19 protein-coding genes and 1 pseudogene are annotated in these 16,528 nt (G+C 62.0%); all 20 read left to right on the top strand.

What is annotated here, in order from left to right; translation table 11 throughout:
* Positions 1-91 precede the first annotated feature (91 nt).
* The gene (gene uvrA, locus JCM7686_RS12690; protein WP_020951221.1) at positions 92-2,968 is read left to right on the top strand and encodes an excinuclease ABC subunit UvrA; all 2,877 of its coding nucleotides are present in this window, start codon (positions 92-94) and stop codon (positions 2,966-2,968) included.
* Complete coding sequence (locus JCM7686_RS12685) at positions 2,965-3,336, top strand: DUF4260 domain-containing protein (RefSeq protein WP_020951220.1); 372 nt, start codon at positions 2,965-2,967, stop codon at positions 3,334-3,336. Before uvrA ends, JCM7686_RS12685 begins: the two co-directional genes overlap by 4 nt.
* 293 nt (positions 3,337-3,629) lie before the next feature.
* Entirely contained in the window at positions 3,630-3,995 is a 366-nt protein-coding gene (locus JCM7686_RS12680) for an NADH-quinone oxidoreductase subunit A (protein WP_020951219.1), read from the top strand.
* The gene (locus JCM7686_RS12675) at positions 3,986-4,519 is read left to right on the top strand and encodes a NuoB/complex I 20 kDa subunit family protein (protein ID WP_020951218.1); all 534 of its coding nucleotides are present in this window, start codon (positions 3,986-3,988) and stop codon (positions 4,517-4,519) included. The genes JCM7686_RS12680 and JCM7686_RS12675 overlap by 10 nt, the downstream gene beginning before the upstream one ends.
* Positions 4,520-4,522: 3 nt before the next feature.
* Complete coding sequence (locus tag JCM7686_RS12670) at positions 4,523-5,149, top strand: NADH-quinone oxidoreductase subunit C (RefSeq protein ID WP_020951217.1); 627 nt, start codon at positions 4,523-4,525, stop codon at positions 5,147-5,149.
* A 57-nt stretch (positions 5,150-5,206) separates the two neighbouring features.
* Positions 5,207-6,445 carry an NADH-quinone oxidoreductase subunit D gene (locus JCM7686_RS12665; RefSeq protein ID WP_020951216.1) on the top strand — a complete coding sequence of 413 codons (1,239 nt, stop codon included), beginning with the start codon at positions 5,207-5,209 and terminating at the stop codon, positions 6,443-6,445.
* Positions 6,445-7,185 (top strand): annotated as a pseudogene (gene nuoE, locus JCM7686_RS12660) (NADH-quinone oxidoreductase subunit NuoE); the annotation flags it as partial. The gene JCM7686_RS12665 and the pseudogene nuoE, both read left to right, overlap by 1 nt.
* Positions 7,186-7,261: 76 nt before the next feature.
* Positions 7,262-8,032 carry a hypothetical protein gene (locus tag JCM7686_RS12655; RefSeq protein WP_020951214.1) on the top strand — a complete coding sequence of 257 codons (771 nt, stop codon included), beginning with the start codon at positions 7,262-7,264 and terminating at the stop codon, positions 8,030-8,032.
* Positions 8,025-8,261: a DUF5337 domain-containing protein gene (locus tag JCM7686_RS12650; RefSeq protein ID WP_041527342.1), complete on the top strand. Its 237-nt coding sequence runs from the start codon at positions 8,025-8,027 to the stop codon at positions 8,259-8,261. The genes JCM7686_RS12655 and JCM7686_RS12650 overlap by 8 nt, the downstream gene beginning before the upstream one ends.
* 14 nt (positions 8,262-8,275) lie before the next feature.
* Complete coding sequence (gene nuoF, locus JCM7686_RS12645; RefSeq protein WP_020951212.1) at positions 8,276-9,571, top strand: NADH-quinone oxidoreductase subunit NuoF; 1,296 nt, start codon at positions 8,276-8,278, stop codon at positions 9,569-9,571.
* Positions 9,572-9,737: 166 nt separating this feature from the next.
* Positions 9,738-10,157: a DUF5333 domain-containing protein gene (locus JCM7686_RS12640; protein WP_020951211.1), complete on the top strand. Its 420-nt coding sequence runs from the start codon at positions 9,738-9,740 to the stop codon at positions 10,155-10,157.
* Complete coding sequence (locus JCM7686_RS12635; RefSeq protein ID WP_020951210.1) at positions 10,154-10,606, top strand: hypothetical protein; 453 nt, start codon at positions 10,154-10,156, stop codon at positions 10,604-10,606. The genes JCM7686_RS12640 and JCM7686_RS12635 overlap by 4 nt, the downstream gene beginning before the upstream one ends.
* A 16-nt stretch (positions 10,607-10,622) precedes the next feature.
* Positions 10,623-12,650, top strand: coding sequence for an NADH-quinone oxidoreductase subunit NuoG (nuoG, locus tag JCM7686_RS12630; RefSeq protein ID WP_041527341.1), 2,028 nt, complete (start codon positions 10,623-10,625; stop codon positions 12,648-12,650).
* Between the two features lie 4 nt (positions 12,651-12,654).
* Positions 12,655-13,428: a hypothetical protein gene (locus tag JCM7686_RS12625; protein WP_020951208.1), complete on the top strand. Its 774-nt coding sequence runs from the start codon at positions 12,655-12,657 to the stop codon at positions 13,426-13,428.
* Positions 13,429-13,446: 18 nt separating this feature from the next.
* Positions 13,447-14,481 (top strand): NADH-quinone oxidoreductase subunit NuoH, encoded by a 1,035-nt coding sequence (nuoH, locus tag JCM7686_RS12620; protein WP_020951207.1) that lies wholly within the window; start codon positions 13,447-13,449, stop codon positions 14,479-14,481.
* Positions 14,482-14,484: 3 nt separating this feature from the next.
* Entirely contained in the window at positions 14,485-14,661 is a 177-nt protein-coding gene (locus JCM7686_RS24820) for a hypothetical protein (RefSeq protein WP_020951206.1), read from the top strand.
* Between the two features lie 3 nt (positions 14,662-14,664).
* Complete coding sequence (gene nuoI / locus JCM7686_RS12615; protein ID WP_020951205.1) at positions 14,665-15,156, top strand: NADH-quinone oxidoreductase subunit NuoI; 492 nt, start codon at positions 14,665-14,667, stop codon at positions 15,154-15,156.
* Complete coding sequence (locus JCM7686_RS12610; protein WP_020951204.1) at positions 15,153-15,557, top strand: carboxymuconolactone decarboxylase family protein; 405 nt, start codon at positions 15,153-15,155, stop codon at positions 15,555-15,557. Before nuoI ends, JCM7686_RS12610 begins: the two co-directional genes overlap by 4 nt.
* Positions 15,554-16,156: an NADH-quinone oxidoreductase subunit J gene (locus JCM7686_RS12605; protein ID WP_020951203.1), complete on the top strand. Its 603-nt coding sequence runs from the start codon at positions 15,554-15,556 to the stop codon at positions 16,154-16,156. Before JCM7686_RS12610 ends, JCM7686_RS12605 begins: the two co-directional genes overlap by 4 nt.
* Before the next feature lie 61 nt (positions 16,157-16,217).
* The gene (nuoK, locus tag JCM7686_RS12600) at positions 16,218-16,523 is read left to right on the top strand and encodes an NADH-quinone oxidoreductase subunit NuoK (protein ID WP_020951202.1); all 306 of its coding nucleotides are present in this window, start codon (positions 16,218-16,220) and stop codon (positions 16,521-16,523) included.
* The last annotated feature ends 5 nt before the right edge of the window (positions 16,524-16,528 follow it).

The raw sequence follows: 16,528 nt of genomic DNA, 5'->3' as shown, positions 1-16,528 counted from the left end.
TTCCGTTCCGGCGTTCTCTATACGTTCGCTTTTTTAGGTTGCTTTTTCACGATCAAGCCCTATCTGATGCGCTTGGCGGAAATGGGAACGGATGATGGAACAGAAGTTCATCGAGGTGCGCGGCGCGCGCGAGCACAATCTGAAGAACGTCGATCTCGACATTCCGCGCGACCAGTTGGTGGTCATTACCGGTCTTTCAGGCTCGGGCAAATCCTCGCTGGCCTTTGACACGATCTATGCGGAAGGCCAGCGGCGCTATGTCGAAAGCCTCTCGGCTTATGCGCGGCAGTTTCTCGACATGGCGGGCAAGCCCGATGTCGACCGCATCTCGGGCCTGTCTCCGGCGATTTCCATCGAGCAGAAGACGACCTCGAAGAACCCGCGCTCGACCGTGGGGACCGTGACCGAGATCTATGACTATTTGCGTCTGCTCTTTGCGCGCGCAGGCACGCCCTATTCGCCCGCCACCGGCCTGCCGATCGAGGCGCAGCAGGTCCAGGACATGGTCGACCGGGTCATGGGAATGCCCGAGGGCACGCGCGCCTATCTGCTGGCGCCGATCGTGCGCGACCGCAAGGGCGAGTATAAGAAAGAATTCCTCGAACTCCGGAAGCAGGGCTTCCAGCGCGTCAAGGTCGACGGGCAGTTCCATGAACTCGACGAGCCGCCGGTGCTCGACAAGAAGTTCCGCCATGACATCGACGTGGTCGTTGACCGCATCGTCGTGCGCGATGGGATGGAGACGCGGCTTGCCGACAGTTTCCGCACCGCGCTGGATCTGGCCGACGGCATCGCGGTTCTGGAAACCGCGCCTGCGGGCGAGGAAAGCGCTGCGCCCGAGCCTGAGCGCATCACCTTCAGCGAAAACTTCGCTTGCCCGGTCTCGGGCTTCACCATCCCCGAAATCGAGCCGCGTCTCTTTTCCTTCAACGCGCCTTTTGGGGCCTGTCCGGTGTGCGACGGGCTTGGGATGGAACTGTTTTTCGACGAGCGCCTGATCGTGCCGGATCAGAGCCTCTCGGTTCCGGGCGGCGCGATCGCCTCTTGGGCGAAGTCGAAATCGGCCTATTTGACCCAGACGATCAACGCTTTGGCCAAGCATTACGGTTTCGACAAGAAGACGCCCTGGAAGGATCTGCCGCTCGATGTGCAGAAGATGTTCCTTTACGGCTCGGGCGGCGAAGAGATCAAATTCCGCTTTGACGATGCCGGTCGCATCTATGAGATCAGCCGGACCTTCGAAGGCGTCATTCCGAATATGGAGCGCCGCCTGCGCGAAAGCGACTCGGCTTGGGTGCGCGAAGAATTCGAGCGCTATCAGAACAACCGCCCCTGCGGCAGCTGCAACGGCTACCGGCTGAAGCCAGAGGCTTTGGCGGTCAAGATCGCGGGCAATCACATCGGCGAAGTCACCAAGCTCTCGATCCGCGAGGCTTTGGACTGGATCAAGGCTGCTCCGGCGACGCTGTCGAAGCAGAAGGCCGAGATCGGCGCGCCCATCGTCAAGGAAATCCGCGAGCGTCTGGGTTTCCTCGTCAATGTCGGCCTCGATTACCTGACGCTGTCGCGCGCTTCGGGCACGCTGTCGGGCGGCGAAAGCCAGCGGATCCGTCTGGCGAGCCAGATCGGCTCAGGGCTGACCGGCGTGCTTTACGTGCTCGACGAGCCTTCGATTGGCCTGCATCAGCGTGACAACGACCGGCTGCTGACGACGCTGATGAACCTGCGCGATCAGGGCAATTCGGTGCTGGTGGTCGAGCATGACGAGGATGCGATCCGCCACGCCGATTATGTTTTCGACATCGGTCCCGGGGCAGGGGTTCATGGCGGCCAGATCATCGCTCAGGGCACGCCTGCCGAGATCGCAGCCAATCCGGCGAGCCTCACCGGGCAATATCTGTCCGGCCTGCGCGAGATCCCGGTCGCGGCCCATCGGCGGATGGGCAATGGCAAAAAGGTCTCGGTGATCGGGGCGACGGGCAACAACCTCAAGAATGTCAGCGCGGATTTCCCGCTGGGGAAATTCGTCTGCGTGACCGGCGTTTCGGGCGGCGGCAAATCGACGCTGACCATCGAGACCTTGTTCAAGACCGCCTCGATGCGATTGAACGGCGCGCATCAAACACCCGCGCCTTGCGAGACGATCAAAGGGCTCGAACATCTCGACAAGGTCATCGACATCGACCAGCGCCCGATCGGACGCACGCCACGCTCGAACCCGGCGACCTATACCGGGGCCTTCACCCCGATCCGCGACTGGTTCGCGGGCCTGCCGGAAGCCAAGGCGCGGGGCTATAAGCCCGGCCGCTTCAGCTTCAACATCAAGGGTGGCCGCTGCGAGGCCTGTCAGGGCGACGGCGTCATCAAGATCGAGATGCATTTCCTGCCCGACGTTTACGTCACCTGCGAGACCTGCCACGGCAAGCGCTACAACCGCGAAACGCTGGAGGTGCAGTTCAAGGGCAAATCCATCGCCGATGTGCTGGATATGACCGTTGAAGAGGGGCAGGAGTTCTTCAAGGCGGTGCCCTCGATCCGCAACAAGATGGACGCTCTGGTCGAGGTCGGCCTTGGCTATGTCAAAGTCGGCCAGCAGGCCACCACGCTGTCGGGCGGCGAGGCGCAGCGCGTCAAACTGGCCAAGGAGCTGTCGCGGCAATCGACCGGGCGCACGCTTTATATCCTCGACGAGCCGACCACGGGCCTGCATTTCGAGGATGTGCGGAAGCTTCTGGAGGTGCTGCACAGCCTTGTCGATCAGGGCAATACCGTCGTGGTGATCGAGCATAACCTCGATGTCATCAAGACCGCCGACTGGCTGATCGACATCGGGCCCGAGGGCGGCGACGGCGGCGGCCTGATTGTGGCCACCGGCACTCCCGAAGAGGTCTCGGCCAATCCGGCAAGCCACACCGGGCGCTATCTCGGCCCGCTTCTCGATCGGGCCAAACGGAGGGCTGCAGAATGAGGGCCGAGGACTGGCAACGGATCGAGGGCGGCGGCATTGCCGTCATCGCTTTGGTGATCGCGATCATGACCGGGGCCGGCTGGCCCTGGTGGCTCTGGCTGGTGGTTTTCCTGCTGCCCGATCTCGCGATGGTCGGCTATCTCGCGGGGCCCCGGATCGGCGCGGCGGTCTATAATGCCTTCCATCTCTATGCCTGCGGCCTCTTGGTCGTGCTGCTTGGCATGGCTTTGGGCGAAAGCGGCGTCATCACCTTCGGGCTTCTTTGGCTGGTCCATATCGGCGTCGATCGCGCCTGCGGCTTTGGCCTGAAACAGCCCGAGGGATTCGAACACACCCATCTTGGCCGGATCGGACGCGGGCGGGGCTGACCCCGCTTTTGCGCCGGGCTTTTGGCCCGGCGATTCCACCGCCCGAACCGCATCTGCCCCACTTTTTCCGTCCATCTGATCGGAAATATTCTCGCCTTGCGGGAATCTTAGGGGATTATTCATGCAAAGGACTGTTTCCTTTGAGTAATAACTTCGGCATTTTAAATCTGTGACAGGTCGGTGCGGCCCGAGCGACCGTTGACCCCGCGCCGAACCGGGTCTAAACGAGCGGAAGCCAAACCCATCGCGGGGACGCCACACGGGTTCCTGCGCGCGAAAGGGAGCCTTGTTCCGTGGACTACCTGCTACACGAATACCTGCCGATCCTCGTCTTCCTGGCAATGGCTTCGGCGCTGGCGATCGTGCTGATGCTGGCTGCGGCGGTCGTTGCGGTGCGCAACCCGGACCCCGAGAAGGTCAGCGCCTATGAATGCGGTTTCAACGCCTTCGACGACGCACGGATGAAATTCGACGTCCGCTTCTATCTCGTCTCGATCCTGTTCATCATCTTCGACCTCGAAGTCGCCTTCCTCTTCCCCTGGGCGGTCAGCTTCGGCGGACTTTCGGAGGTCGCGTTCTGGTCGATGATCGTCTTCCTTGGCGTGCTGACCGTGGGCTTTGCCTATGAATGGAAGAAGGGAGCGCTGGAATGGGCGTGATGACCGGGGCGAATACGGCCGGGGCCGACCGCGAGGTCGCCACCGCCGAGCTCAACCGCGAGCTTCAGGACAAGGGCTTCCTGCTGACCACGGCCGAGGATCTCATCACCTGGGCGCGCAATGGCTCGCTGCATTGGATGACCTTCGGTCTGGCCTGCTGCGCCGTCGAGATGATGCAAACCTCGATGCCGCGCTATGACCTCGAGCGTTTCGGGGCCGCGCCCCGCGCCTCTCCGCGCCAGTCCGACGTGATGATCGTCGCGGGCACGCTGACCAACAAGATGGCCCCGGCTCTGCGCAAGGTCTATGACCAGATGCCCGAGCCGCGCTATGTCATCTCGATGGGCAGCTGCGCCAATGGCGGCGGCTATTACCATTATTCCTATTCCGTGGTGCGCGGCTGCGACCGCATCGTGCCGGTCGACATCTATGTCCCGGGCTGCCCGCCCACGGCCGAGGCTTTGCTCTACGGCATCCTGCAACTTCAGCGCCGCATCCGGCGCACCGGCACGTTGGTGAGGTAAGTCATGTCGACCATCGACCCGGAAATCCTCGAAAATCTCGCCGATCACATTGCGACGCGGCGCGCCAATGAGGTGCTCTCGACCGAAATCGCTTTCGGTGAGCTGAATGTGACCGCGACCCTGTCGGGCGTGGTCGATCTGATCGAGTTCCTGCGCAGCGATCCGACCTGCCGCTTCTCGACCCTGATCGACATCACCGCGGTCGATCATCCGGCCCGCCCGGCGCGGTTCGATGTCGTCTATCACCTGCTGTCGATGTATCAAAACCAGCGCATCCGCGTGAAAGTCGCGGTGCGCGAGGACGAACTCGTCCAGACCCTGATCGGCGTCTATGAAAGCGCGAACTGGTATGAGCGCGAGATTTTCGACATGTTCGGCATCCTCTTCGCCGGCCATCCCGATCTGCGCCGCATCCTGACCGACTATGGTTTCCGCGGTCATCCTTTGCGCAAGGACTTCCCGACCACGGGCTATGTCGAAGTGCGCTGGAACGATGTCGAAAAACGCGTCGTCTATGAGCCGGTCAAGCTGGTTCAGGAATACCGCCAATTCGACTTCCTCTCGCCGTGGGAAGGCGCGAAATACGTGCTGCCCGGCGATGAGAAAGCGCCTGCGGAGACGAAAAAGTGAGCCGCGACATGGTGAATTGCAAGGACCGGGGCCCGTGCCTCGGGCTGGAGGGCTGAGATGGACGGCGACATTCGCAAGAACAGCTACGACGACGGTTCGTTTGACGCGCTGACCGGCGAGCAAAGCATCCGCAACTTCAACATCAACTTCGGGCCCCAACACCCGGCCGCCCACGGCGTGCTGCGCATGGTGCTTGAACTTGACGGCGAGATCGTCGAACGTGCCGACCCGCATATCGGTCTGCTTCACCGCGGCACCGAGAAGCTGATGGAGAGCCGGACCTATCTCCAGAACCTGCCCTATCTCGACCGCCTCGATTACGTGGCGCCGATGAACCAGGAGCACGCTTGGTGTCTGGCGATCGAGAAGCTGACCGGCACGACCATTCCGCGCCGCGCGAGCCTGATCCGCGTGCTTTATTGCGAAATCGGCCGGATTCTGAACCACCTCATGGGTCTGACCACCGGCGCACTCGACGTCGGTGCGCTGACCCCGCCGCTCTGGGGCTTTGAGGCCCGCGAGCAGCTGATGATTTTCTACGAACGGGCCTGCGGTGCGCGTCTACACGCGGCCTATTTCCGCCCGGGCGGCGTCCATCAGGACCTGCCGCCGCAGCTCATCGACGATATCGAGGCCTGGTGCGAGACCTTCCCGAAGGTCATCGACGATCTCGACACACTGCTGACCGAAAACCGCATCTTCAAACAGCGTCAGGTCGGCATCGGCATCGTGACCGAGCAGGATTGCCTCGACTGGGGCTATACCGGCGTCATGGTGCGCGGCTCGGGTCTGGCATGGGATTTGCGTCGCTCGCAACCCTATGAATGCTATGACGAATTCGACTTCCAGATCCCGGTCGGGAAACATGGCGACTGTTATGACCGCTTCCTGATCCGGATGCAGGAAATGCGCGAGTCGGTGAAGATCATGAAACAGGCCTGCGTGAAACTGCGCGCCGAGCCTGCCGGTGATGTTTTGGCGCGCGGCAAGCTGACGCCGCCGCGTCGCACCGACATGAAGCGCGACATGGAAAGCCTGATCCACCACTTCAAGCTCTATACCGAGGGCTTCAAGGTTCCGGCGGGCGAGGTCTATGCCGCCGTCGAAGCCCCCAAGGGTGAATTCGGCGTCTATCTGGTCTCGGACGGGACCAACAAACCCTATCGCGCCAAATTGCGCGCGCCGGGCTTTGCTCACCTCCAGTCGATCGACTGGATCTCCAAAGGGCACATGCTGGCCGATGTTCCGGCCATCATCGCGACCCTCGACATCGTTTTCGGAGAGGTTGACCGCTGATGCTCCGCCGTCTTTCCCCCATCCAGCCGGAGAGCTTCGCGTTCACGCCTGACAATCTGGCCTGGGCCGAGGCCCAGATGACCAAATATCCGGAAGGCCGCCAGCAATCGGCGATCATTCCGGTGCTGTGGCGCGCGCAGGAACAAGAGGGCTGGCTCAGCCGCCCGGCCATCGAATATTGCGCGAGCCTGCTTGGCATGGCCTATATTCGTGCGCTTGAGGTGGCGACCTTCTACTTCATGTTCCAGCTCTATCCGGTTGGCACGATTGCCAATATCCAGATCTGCGGCACCACGACCTGCATGATCTGCGGCGCGGAAGATCTCGTCCGCGTCTGCAAGGAAAAAATCGCTGCCGCGCCTCATACGCTGTCGGCGGATGGGCGTTTCTCGTGGGAAGAGGTCGAGTGCCTCGGTGCTTGTACCAATGCGCCGATGGTCCAGATCGGCAAGGATTTCTACGAAGATCTGACGGCGGACAAGCTCTCGGCGCTGATCGACGCTTTCGCGGCAGGCGAAGTGCCGGTGCCGGGGCCGCAGAACGGGCGTTTCTCGTCCGAGGCGCTTGGCGGGGCAACCTCGCTGAGCGGTCTCACCGGTTCGGCGGATCAATATAATGCCAGCGTGCGGCTTGCGGTCGATCTCAAAGAGACCGTCAAGCGCATCGACGGCACCGAGGTTCCGCTGCTGACACCGTGGCGAAATGGCAAGCCTGCCGCAGCAAATGCCGGGGCAGGGGCCGCAGACGCCGGGAATGATGCTACAAATTAAGGAAACAGGCGCCAGAGGCCGCTAGGCGCTGCAGAGGCAGAACAGGATGCGACAGTCGGACTGCACGAGAAACTGCTGGATCGTCGGGGCCATCTCTGGCCTCGTCGTGATGCTGTTTGTCTCGGGCATCGGCGAAACGCATTGGCTGGGCGGGTTGTTCCTTGCGCTGGTCACCTGTTTGCTCGGCGGGGCGCTGTTGATCTGGTTTGTCTGCGAGGGCGCAGCGCCGGCCTATGATGTCGAGGCGGGGCTGCTGAACCGGCGCCGCGCGATGCCCGGCAAGGCCGTCACGCCGGTCGAGACGCCCCTCGCCGCAGCGCCGCCCGTGCCCGCTGCTGCAACTGTTTCTGTTGCTCCGGCTGTGGCCAAGGCGCCTGCGCCCATCGCTCCGACGCCTGAACTGGCGTCAGAACCGGTGGCCGCGCCTGAGCCCGTGTTGGAGCCGGTCGAGACTTTGACCCAAGCTGCGCCCCCTGCCGCCGCTCGTGACGAGGATGTCGCGCCGAAAGACAAAGCGGGCAAGGACAAGGGCACGAAAGCCAAGGACGGCAAGGATAAATCTGCCAAGGACAAGTCGAAGGACAAAGCCAAGGCGAAGAAGCAAAAGCCCGATGATCTCAAGCGGATCAATGGGATCGGGCCCAAGGTCGAAGAGGCGCTGAACAAGCTCGGTGTCTCGCGGTTTGTCGAGATCGCCGCCTGGGGTGCCGATGAGATCGCGGATTATACGAAGAAACTGGGTCGACGTGGCGCGCGCATTGAAAGCGACGACTGGGTCGGACAGGCAAAACAGCTAAGTGAGGGCGCGGATGACTGAGCCCGAACGCGATCAGACGGCAAAAGATTCGGCTCAGGCGCGGCTGGTCGCTGTGGTGATCGCCGTCACCATGCTCGGCTGGTTGGGCTTTCAATGGGTTGGCGGGCAATATGACCTGCCGCCGAAATATGCTTTTCTCGCCGATCTGGCGGCAATTGCAGCAATGATCTGGTCGCTTGTGGTGACCTGGCGGATCTGGCGGCGGCGCAATGCGCCTTCGCAGCGATAAGGATGACGACGTAAATGCTGAACGATCAGGACCGGATCTTTACGAACCTCTACGGGATGGGGGATCGCAGCCTCGCCGGGGCGAAAAAGCGCGGCTGCTGGGATGGCACTGCCGCGATCATCCAGCGCGGTCGCGACAAGATCGTTGACGAGATGAAGGCCTCGGGTCTGCGCGGTCGCGGCGGCGCAGGCTTCCCGACCGGCATGAAATGGTCCTTCATGCCCAAGGAATCGGACGGCCGTCCGTCCTATCTCGTCATCAACGCCGACGAATCCGAGCCCGCGACCTGCAAGGACCGCGAGATCATGCGCCACGATCCGCATACGCTGATCGAAGGCGCGCTGATCGCGAGCTTCGCGATGGGCGCGCATACCTCGTATATTTACATTCGCGGCGAGTTCATCCGCGAGCGCGAGGCGCTGCAGGCGGCGATCGACGAATGCTATGACGCGGGCCTTCTCGGTCGCAATGCCGCGGGTTCGGGCTGGGATTTCGATCTCTTCCTGCATCACGGCGCCGGCGCCTATATCTGCGGTGAGGAAACCGCGCTCCTTGAAAGCCTCGAGGGCAAGAAGGGCATGCCGCGCATGAAGCCGCCGTTCCCGGCGGGCGCGGGCCTTTATGGTTGCCCGACCACGGTCAACAACGTCGAATCGATCGCGGTTGTCCCGACGATTCTGCGTCGCGGTCCGGAGTGGTTCGCAAGCTTCGGCCGCCCGAACAATGCGGGCGTCAAGCTGTTCGGCATGACCGGTCATGTGAACTCGCCCTGTGTCGTCGAAGAGGCGATGTCGATCCCGATGCGCGAGCTGATCGAGAAACACGGCGGCGGCGTGCGCGGTGGCTGGAAGAACCTCAAGGCAGTGATCCCCGGCGGCGCGTCCTGCCCGGTCTTGACCGCCGAGCAATGCGAAAATGCCATCATGGATTACGACGGGATGCGCGAGCTGCGCTCGTCCTTCGGCACCGCCTGCATGATCGTGATGGATCAGTCGACCGATATCATCAAAGCGATCTGGCGGCTCTCGGCCTTCTTCAAACATGAAAGCTGCGGCCAGTGCACGCCCTGCCGCGAGGGCACGGGCTGGATGATGCGCGTCATGGACCGCCTGGTGCGCGGCGAGGCTGAGGTCGAGGAAATCGACATGCTCTTCGACGTCACCAAGCAAGTCGAAGGCCATACGATCTGTGCGCTCGGCGATGCGGCGGCCTGGCCGATTCAGGGCCTCATCCGCAACTTCCGCGAAGAGATCGAGGACCGCATCAAGGCGAAACGCACTGGGCGCATGGGCGCTCTGGCGGCGGAATAAGGGCAGATTCATGGCGTGGCTTCGGGCAAAACATGACGCGCAGGGCAGGGGCTTCGCAGCCCCGGCTTTCGCGCGCCTGTTGGCCCGGCGTTCACCCAAGCGTGTCGAACTTTCGCCTGACTCCGATGTTATGACCACAAGGGATAGCATCCAGGAGAAGAGAGCGATGACGACCTTGAAAACCCTGACTGCGGCAGCTTTGGCTGCCATCACGCTTGCGGCGACCCCGGGCTTTGCTCTGGCGCTCGAACCGCTGAGCCAGAACAAATACGTCAATGACCGGCTGATCGCGGCGCGCATCGCCGACCGGATCCGCAAGGAATGCCCGAGCTATGATGCGCGGATGATCTATGCCTTTGGGCAGGCGCGGGCGCTCAAGGCTTGGACGCTGAAACAGGGCTATACCAGCCGCCAGATCGACGCTTTCCTCGACAACAAGGACGACAAGAAGCGCATCTATGCGGTGGCTGACGATTACCTCAAGCGCCGGGGTGCGGTGCGGGGCAATGCTCAGAGCTTCTGTGCCGTTGGCGCACAGGAATTCGCGAATAATTCATATATTGCGACTTTTCTGGTGAAGAAATGAAAAAGCTGACACGCATCATCGGGGCAGGCCTTCTGGCGCTGGCGGCTTTGGCCATGATCGCGGGCGACCTTCTCGCGCATGGTCGGGCCGAGGCCGGGCCGTTCACCCCGACCACCCAAAAATTCGTGCTGAATTTCGACATGTTCGCGCCCTCGGATCTGTCTTGCGAGGCGACCGGCGCGGGCGTGCGCTCTAAGGCCACGCGCGATCTGGCGGGCAAGCCCGTGCTGCGCGTGACCGGCAATGCCTCGGGGGCAGATATCCAATGCGCGCGTGCCGATGGCACGCGCTACCGCGTCACCTCGAACCGGACGGCATCCTTCACGCCGTCGGCTCCGACTGAGGCGACGGTGACCTTCGAGCGCGGTCAGCCCGCGATGACCACCGTCCTCCGCATTCAGGGCCATGAGGACGTTTATGATTTCAAATCCTTCGTCCGCGTGGACTGAGGCAAAGGACAGGCAGATGAGCGAACTTCGCAAGATCAAGATCGACGACAAGATCATCGAGGTCGATCCCAATATGACCCTGATTCAAGCCTGCGAAGCCGCGGGCGTCGAGGTTCCGCGCTTCTGTTACCACGAGCGCCTGTCGATTGCCGGCAACTGCCGCATGTGTCTGGTCGAGGTCGTCGGCGGCCCGCCGAAACCCGCCGCCTCTTGCGCGATGCAGGTCAAGGATCTGCGTCCGGGGCCGGAAGGCGCGCCCTCGGAAATCAAGACGAACTCGCCCATGGTGCGCAAGGCGCGCGAAGGGGTGATGGAGTTTCTGCTCATCAACCACCCGCTCGATTGCCCGATCTGCGACCAGGGTGGCGAATGCGACCTGCAGGATCAGGCGATGGCTTACGGCGTCGATTTCTCGCGCTACCGCGAGCCGAAGCGCGCCACCGAGGACCTGAACCTCGGCCCGCTGGTCGAGACCCATATGACGCGCTGCATCTCCTGCACCCGCTGCGTGCGCTTCACGACCGAGGTCGCGGGCATCACCCAGATGGGCCAGACCGGGCGCGGCGAGGATAGCGAGATCACGAGCTACCTCAATGAGACGCTCGATTCGAACCTTCAGGGCAATATCATCGACCTTTGCCCGGTCGGCGCGCTGGTCTCGAAGCCCTACGCTTTCACCGCCCGCCCGTGGGAGCTGACCAAGACCGAGACGATCGACGTCATGGATGCGCTTGGCAGCAATATCCGCGTCGACACCAAGGGCCGCGAAGTCATGCGCATTCTGCCGCGCAACAATGACGGCGTGAACGAGGAATGGATCTCGGACAAGACCCGCTTCGTCTGGGACGGTCTGCGCCGTCAGCGTCTGGACAAGCCCTATATCCGTGAAAACGGCAAGCTGCGTCCGGCAAGCTGGACCGAGGCTTTGGAAGCGGCGGCCCATGCGATCAAGGGCAAGAAGGTCGTCGGTCTGATTGGCGATCTGGTCCCGGTTGAGGCGGCGTTCAGCCTCAAGCAGCTGGTCGAAGGTCTGGGCGGTTCGGTCGAATGCCGCACCGATGGCGCGCGTCTGCCTGCGGGCAACCGCTCGGCCTATGTCGGGACGGCGACGATTGCCGATATCGACACGGCCGAGATGATTCAGCTGATCGGCACCAACCCGCGCGACGAGGCTCCGGTTCTCAATGCGCGGATCCGCCGGGCCTGGGCGCGTGGCGCTCAGATCGGCCTGATCGGCGAGCCTGTGGATCTGACCTATGATTACGCCCATGTCGGCACCGACCGCGCGGCGCTTGAAAGCCTGTCCTCGCGCCAGATCAGCGACGAGACCCGTGCCAAGCCGACCTTGGTGATCGTGGGGCAGGGTGCGATCCGCGAAGCCGATGGCGAGGCGGTTCTGGCCCATGCGATGAAGCTCGCCGAGAACACCAATTCCAAACTGCTGATCCTGCACACGGCTGCATCCCGCGTTGGCGCGATGGATGTCGGCGCAGTCACTGAAGGTGGCTTGGCCGCTGCGATCAACGGGGCAGAGGTGGTCTATAACCTCGGCGCCGATGAGGTCGAGATCCAGCCGGGCGCTTTCGTGATCTATCAGGGCAGCCACGGCGACCGCGGGGCGCATCGCGCCGATCTGATCCTGCCGGGCGCCTGCTACACCGAGGAAAACGGGCTTTTCGTCAACACCGAAGGTCGTCCGCAGCTTGCACTGCGCGCCAATTTCGCGCCGGGCGAGGGCAAGGAAAACTGGGCGATCCTGCGCGCGCTTTCGGCTGAGCTCGGCCGCACCCAGCCTTGGGACAGCCTGGCCGCTCTGCGCCGCGCGCTGATCACGGCCCATCCGCATCTCGGTGCGGTTGAACAGGTTGCCGAGAACCAGTGGCAGCCGCTCGAGCTGCGTGATCTCGGTCGGGCGAGCGTGCCCTTCCAGAATGCGATTCGCGATTTCTACCTGACCAACCCGATTGCCCGCTCCTCGCCGCTGATGGGCGAGTTGTCGGCCATGGCCGCTGCGCGCCACGCGCAGCCTCTTGCCGCGGAGTGATCCCATGCGACCATCCGGCCGCGTTCTGAGCTTGCTGATTGCGGGAACCGCCGTGCTGGCGGGATGCGCGGATCAGGGTTCTTCCTATCGTCCGGCAGTCAAGCCGGACGAGCTGACCGTGAACTTTCTTCAGCCGGTGAAAGAAAAGCCGGGTGTGGGGAAATTGCACCGCGCGCGGATCTCGACCAAATCGGGCGAGATCCAGATCCTCGAGCCCGATGGGTCGGTCAGCGAGATGAAGCTCGACGGCGACAATCCGGATGCGTTTGCCACGATTTCCGAGCTGGATCTGGCCAATCTCAACCTGAACCTCCAGCTCGATTTCCGGGGCATGCCAGAGCTTGGCCCGGCGAAAAAGAAGCCAACCTCGCAAGAGCTTGCGATGGAGGCTTTCGCCGCCCGGACCCGGCCGATGTTGCCGGTCCTGCCCAAAGCCTTCAAGTCGCAGCCCGAGATGTTCCGGGGCGCCAAGGTCGAAGCAATGAATGGCGGCAAGAAGCCCAAGCCGGGCGATATGGTCAAAGTGGATGCCAATCTCAAGCGGGGGGTGGACGCTGACGTGGCCTTCGCCTATGCCACATGCGCACTCGCTGGTTGGGCCAAAGAGAATGGGACAAGCTACGCGCGCCACATCATGACTGATCAGCAAAAGCGTAATGGCGAATTGGAGATCGGGGCCTATTTCACCCTCTCCGACGTCCAGCCCATGGGGCTGAAAGTAATGAAATCAGACGAAACCTTGCAGGAATGCAAGGATCGCGGCATTCCCGCGACCTAAGCGAAGGGACAGTAGATCATGGCAGGTTTCTGGTCATCGTACCTGGGTCACGCAGTGATCCTGCTGCTGCAGGGTTTGGCGATCATCGCATTCGTGATGATGTCGCTGGTTTACATGGTCTATGGCGACCGCAAGATCTGGGCCGCGGTCCAGATGCGCCGTGGTCCGAACGTCGTCGGACCCTGGGGGCTGTTCCAGACCTTCGCCGATGCGTTGAAATACGTCTTCAAGGAAATCGTCGTCCCGGCGGGTGCGGATAAGTTCGTCTTCTTCCTCGCGCCCTTCCTGTCGATGGTTCTGGCGCTATTTGCCTTTGTCGCCATTCCCTTCGATGACGGCTGGGTCATGGCGAATATCAACGTCGGAATCCTGTTCATCTTCGCGGCCTCCTCGCTTGAGGTTTACGGCGTGATCATGGGCGGCTGGGCGTCGAACTCGAAATATCCCTTCCTCTCGGCGATCCGGGCGGCGGCGCAGATGATTTCCTATGAGGTCTCGATGGGCCTCATCATCATCGGCATCATCATCTCGACCGGCTCGATGAACCTCACCGCGATCGTCGAGGCGCAGCGTGGCGATTACGGCCTGCTGAACTGGTACTTCCTGCCGCATCTGCCGATGGTCGTGCTGTTCTTCGTCTCGGCCCTTGCCGAAACCAACCGCCCGCCCTTCGACCTTGCCGAAGCGGAATCCGAGCTGGTTGCCGGCTTCATGACCGAATATTCCTCGACGCCCTATCTGCTCTTCATGGCGGGCGAATATATCGCCATGTATCTGATGTGCGCGCTGCTTTCGCTGCTGTTCTTCGGCGGCTGGCTCTCGCCGGTTCCCTTCATCGCCGACGGCTGGTGGTGGATGGTCATCAAGATGTGGATGTGGTTCTTCATGTTCTCGATGGCGAAGGCGATCGTGCCGCGCTACCGCTACGACCAGTTGATGCGCATTGGCTGGAAGGTCTTCCTGCCGCTCTCGCTCGGCTGGGTCGTTCTGGTCGCCTTCCTGGCTCGCTACGAAGTTCTTGGTGGTCTTTGGGCCCGTTGGGCAGGAGTGTGATCCATGGCTTATTCGAACAAAATTGCGGAAATGCTGAGCCACGCCAGCGAAACCGACAAGATCGAGCTGGCGCATTATCTCGCCAACAACCTTGAACCGACGGATCATGCGATCGACAGCGCCCGTGTGCGTGACTATGTCGCCGCGCTCGACCGCTTTGCCGCCCCGGAGGGGAAATAACCAATGGCTTTGGATCTCGCCCGGGCGACGAAATACTTCCTGATGTGGGATTTCCTGAAGGGTTTCGGCCTCGGGATGCGCTATTTCTTCTCGCCGAAACCCACGCTGAACTATCCCCATGAAAAGGGCCCGCTGAGCCCGCGCTTTCGCGGCGAACATGCGCTGCGCCGCTACCCCAACGGGGAAGAGCGCTGCATCGCGTGTAAACTCTGCGAAGCGATCTGCCCGGCGCAGGCGATCACGATTGACGCCGAACCGCGCGAGGACGGCTCGCGCCGCACCACGCGCTATGACATCGACATGACGAAGTGCATCTATTGCGGCTTCTGTCAGGAGGCCTGCCCGGTCGATGCCATCGTCGAAGGTCCGAACTTCGAATATTCGACCGAGACCCGCGAAGAGCTCTTCTACGACAAGGAAAAGCTGCTCGACAACGGCGCCCGCTGGGAAGCGGAAATCGCGCGCAACCTCGCGATGGATGCGCCCTACAGATGACCGATGGTTTCGCCAAACTCTTCGCGCAGATGATCCAGCAGGGTCAGGAGATGGCGCGCGCCTTCAATCCGGCGCTGGAAAATCTCGACACCCGCGCCTTTGAAAAGCTCATGCCGGTGATGCCGGCAGAGATGCTTGAGATGTGGTTTGGCAAGACCTTCAACCGCGACGGGCTTGATGCCCGCACCCGTCTTTTGGTGACGATCGCGGCCCTGACCGTGCAGGGCTCGCTCGCCGAGCCGCAGATGCGCCTGAGCATCCGCCATGCGCTGGAGGCCGGGGCAACCAAACGTGAGATCGCCGAGGTGATCTATCAGATGAGCATGTTCGCCGGTCTGCCCGCCATGCAGAAGGCGCTGGAGATCGCCCAGAGCGTTTTCTCCGAGGAGAACGAAGAATGATGGCCTTAGCCTTTTACCTTTTCGCGATCTGCGTCTGCGTCGCGGGTTTCATGGTGGTGATGTCGCGCAACCCGGTCCACTCGGTCCTGTGGCTCATTCTGGCCTTTTTCTCTGCGGCGGGTCTCTTCATCCTGCAGGGGGCGGAATTCGTCGCTTTGCTGCTGGTCGTCGTCTATGTCGGCGCGGTCGCGGTGCTCTTCCTCTTCGTGGTGATGATGCTCGATGTCGATTTCGCCAAGCTCAAGGGCGAGCTCGCGCGCTATCTGCCGCTGGCGATCATCATCTCGATCGTGCTGATCGCCCAGCTTGGCATCGTCTATTCGAATTGGGCGAGCTCGGATCAGGCCGAGGCTTTGCGCGCCGCGCCGATCATTGAATCGGTTCAGAACACCCATGGTCTGGGGATGATCCTTTACGACCGCTACCTGCTGATCTTCCAGCTCGCTGGTCTGGTCCTGCTGGTCGCGATGATCGGGGCGATCGTGCTGACCATGCGCCACCGTCGCGACATCAAGCGCCAGAACGTGCTTGAGCAAATGTGGCGCGATCCGGCCAAGACCATGGAACTCAAAGACGTCAAGCCGGGGCAGGGTCTCTGATGAACCGCCCCGCACAGCCGCAGGCAGCCGAACTGCCGCAAAGCAAACCGAGGGACAAAAGATGATCAGTCTGGCGCATTACCTTGTCGTGGGGGCGATCCTTTTCGTCACCGGCATCTTCGGCATCTTCGTCAACCGCAAGAACGTGATCGTTATCCTGATGTCGGTCGAACTGATCCTTCTGTCGGTGAATATCAATTTCGTCGCCTTCTCGACCCATCTGGGCGATCTCGCGGGACAGGTCTTCACGATCTTCGTCCTGACGGTCGCCGCGGCGGAAGCCGCCATCGGCCTGGCGATCCTTGTCGTCTTCTTCCGCAACCGCGGCACCATTGAGGTGGAAGACGTGAACGTGATGAAAGGTTAAGCCAG

The organism is Paracoccus aminophilus JCM 7686 (assembly GCF_000444995.1).
GTDB classification, from domain to species: domain Bacteria; phylum Pseudomonadota; class Alphaproteobacteria; order Rhodobacterales; family Rhodobacteraceae; genus Paracoccus; species Paracoccus aminophilus.
Note: the sequence above shows the minus strand (reverse complement) of the source record. Positions and strands in the feature narration are given on the sequence as shown.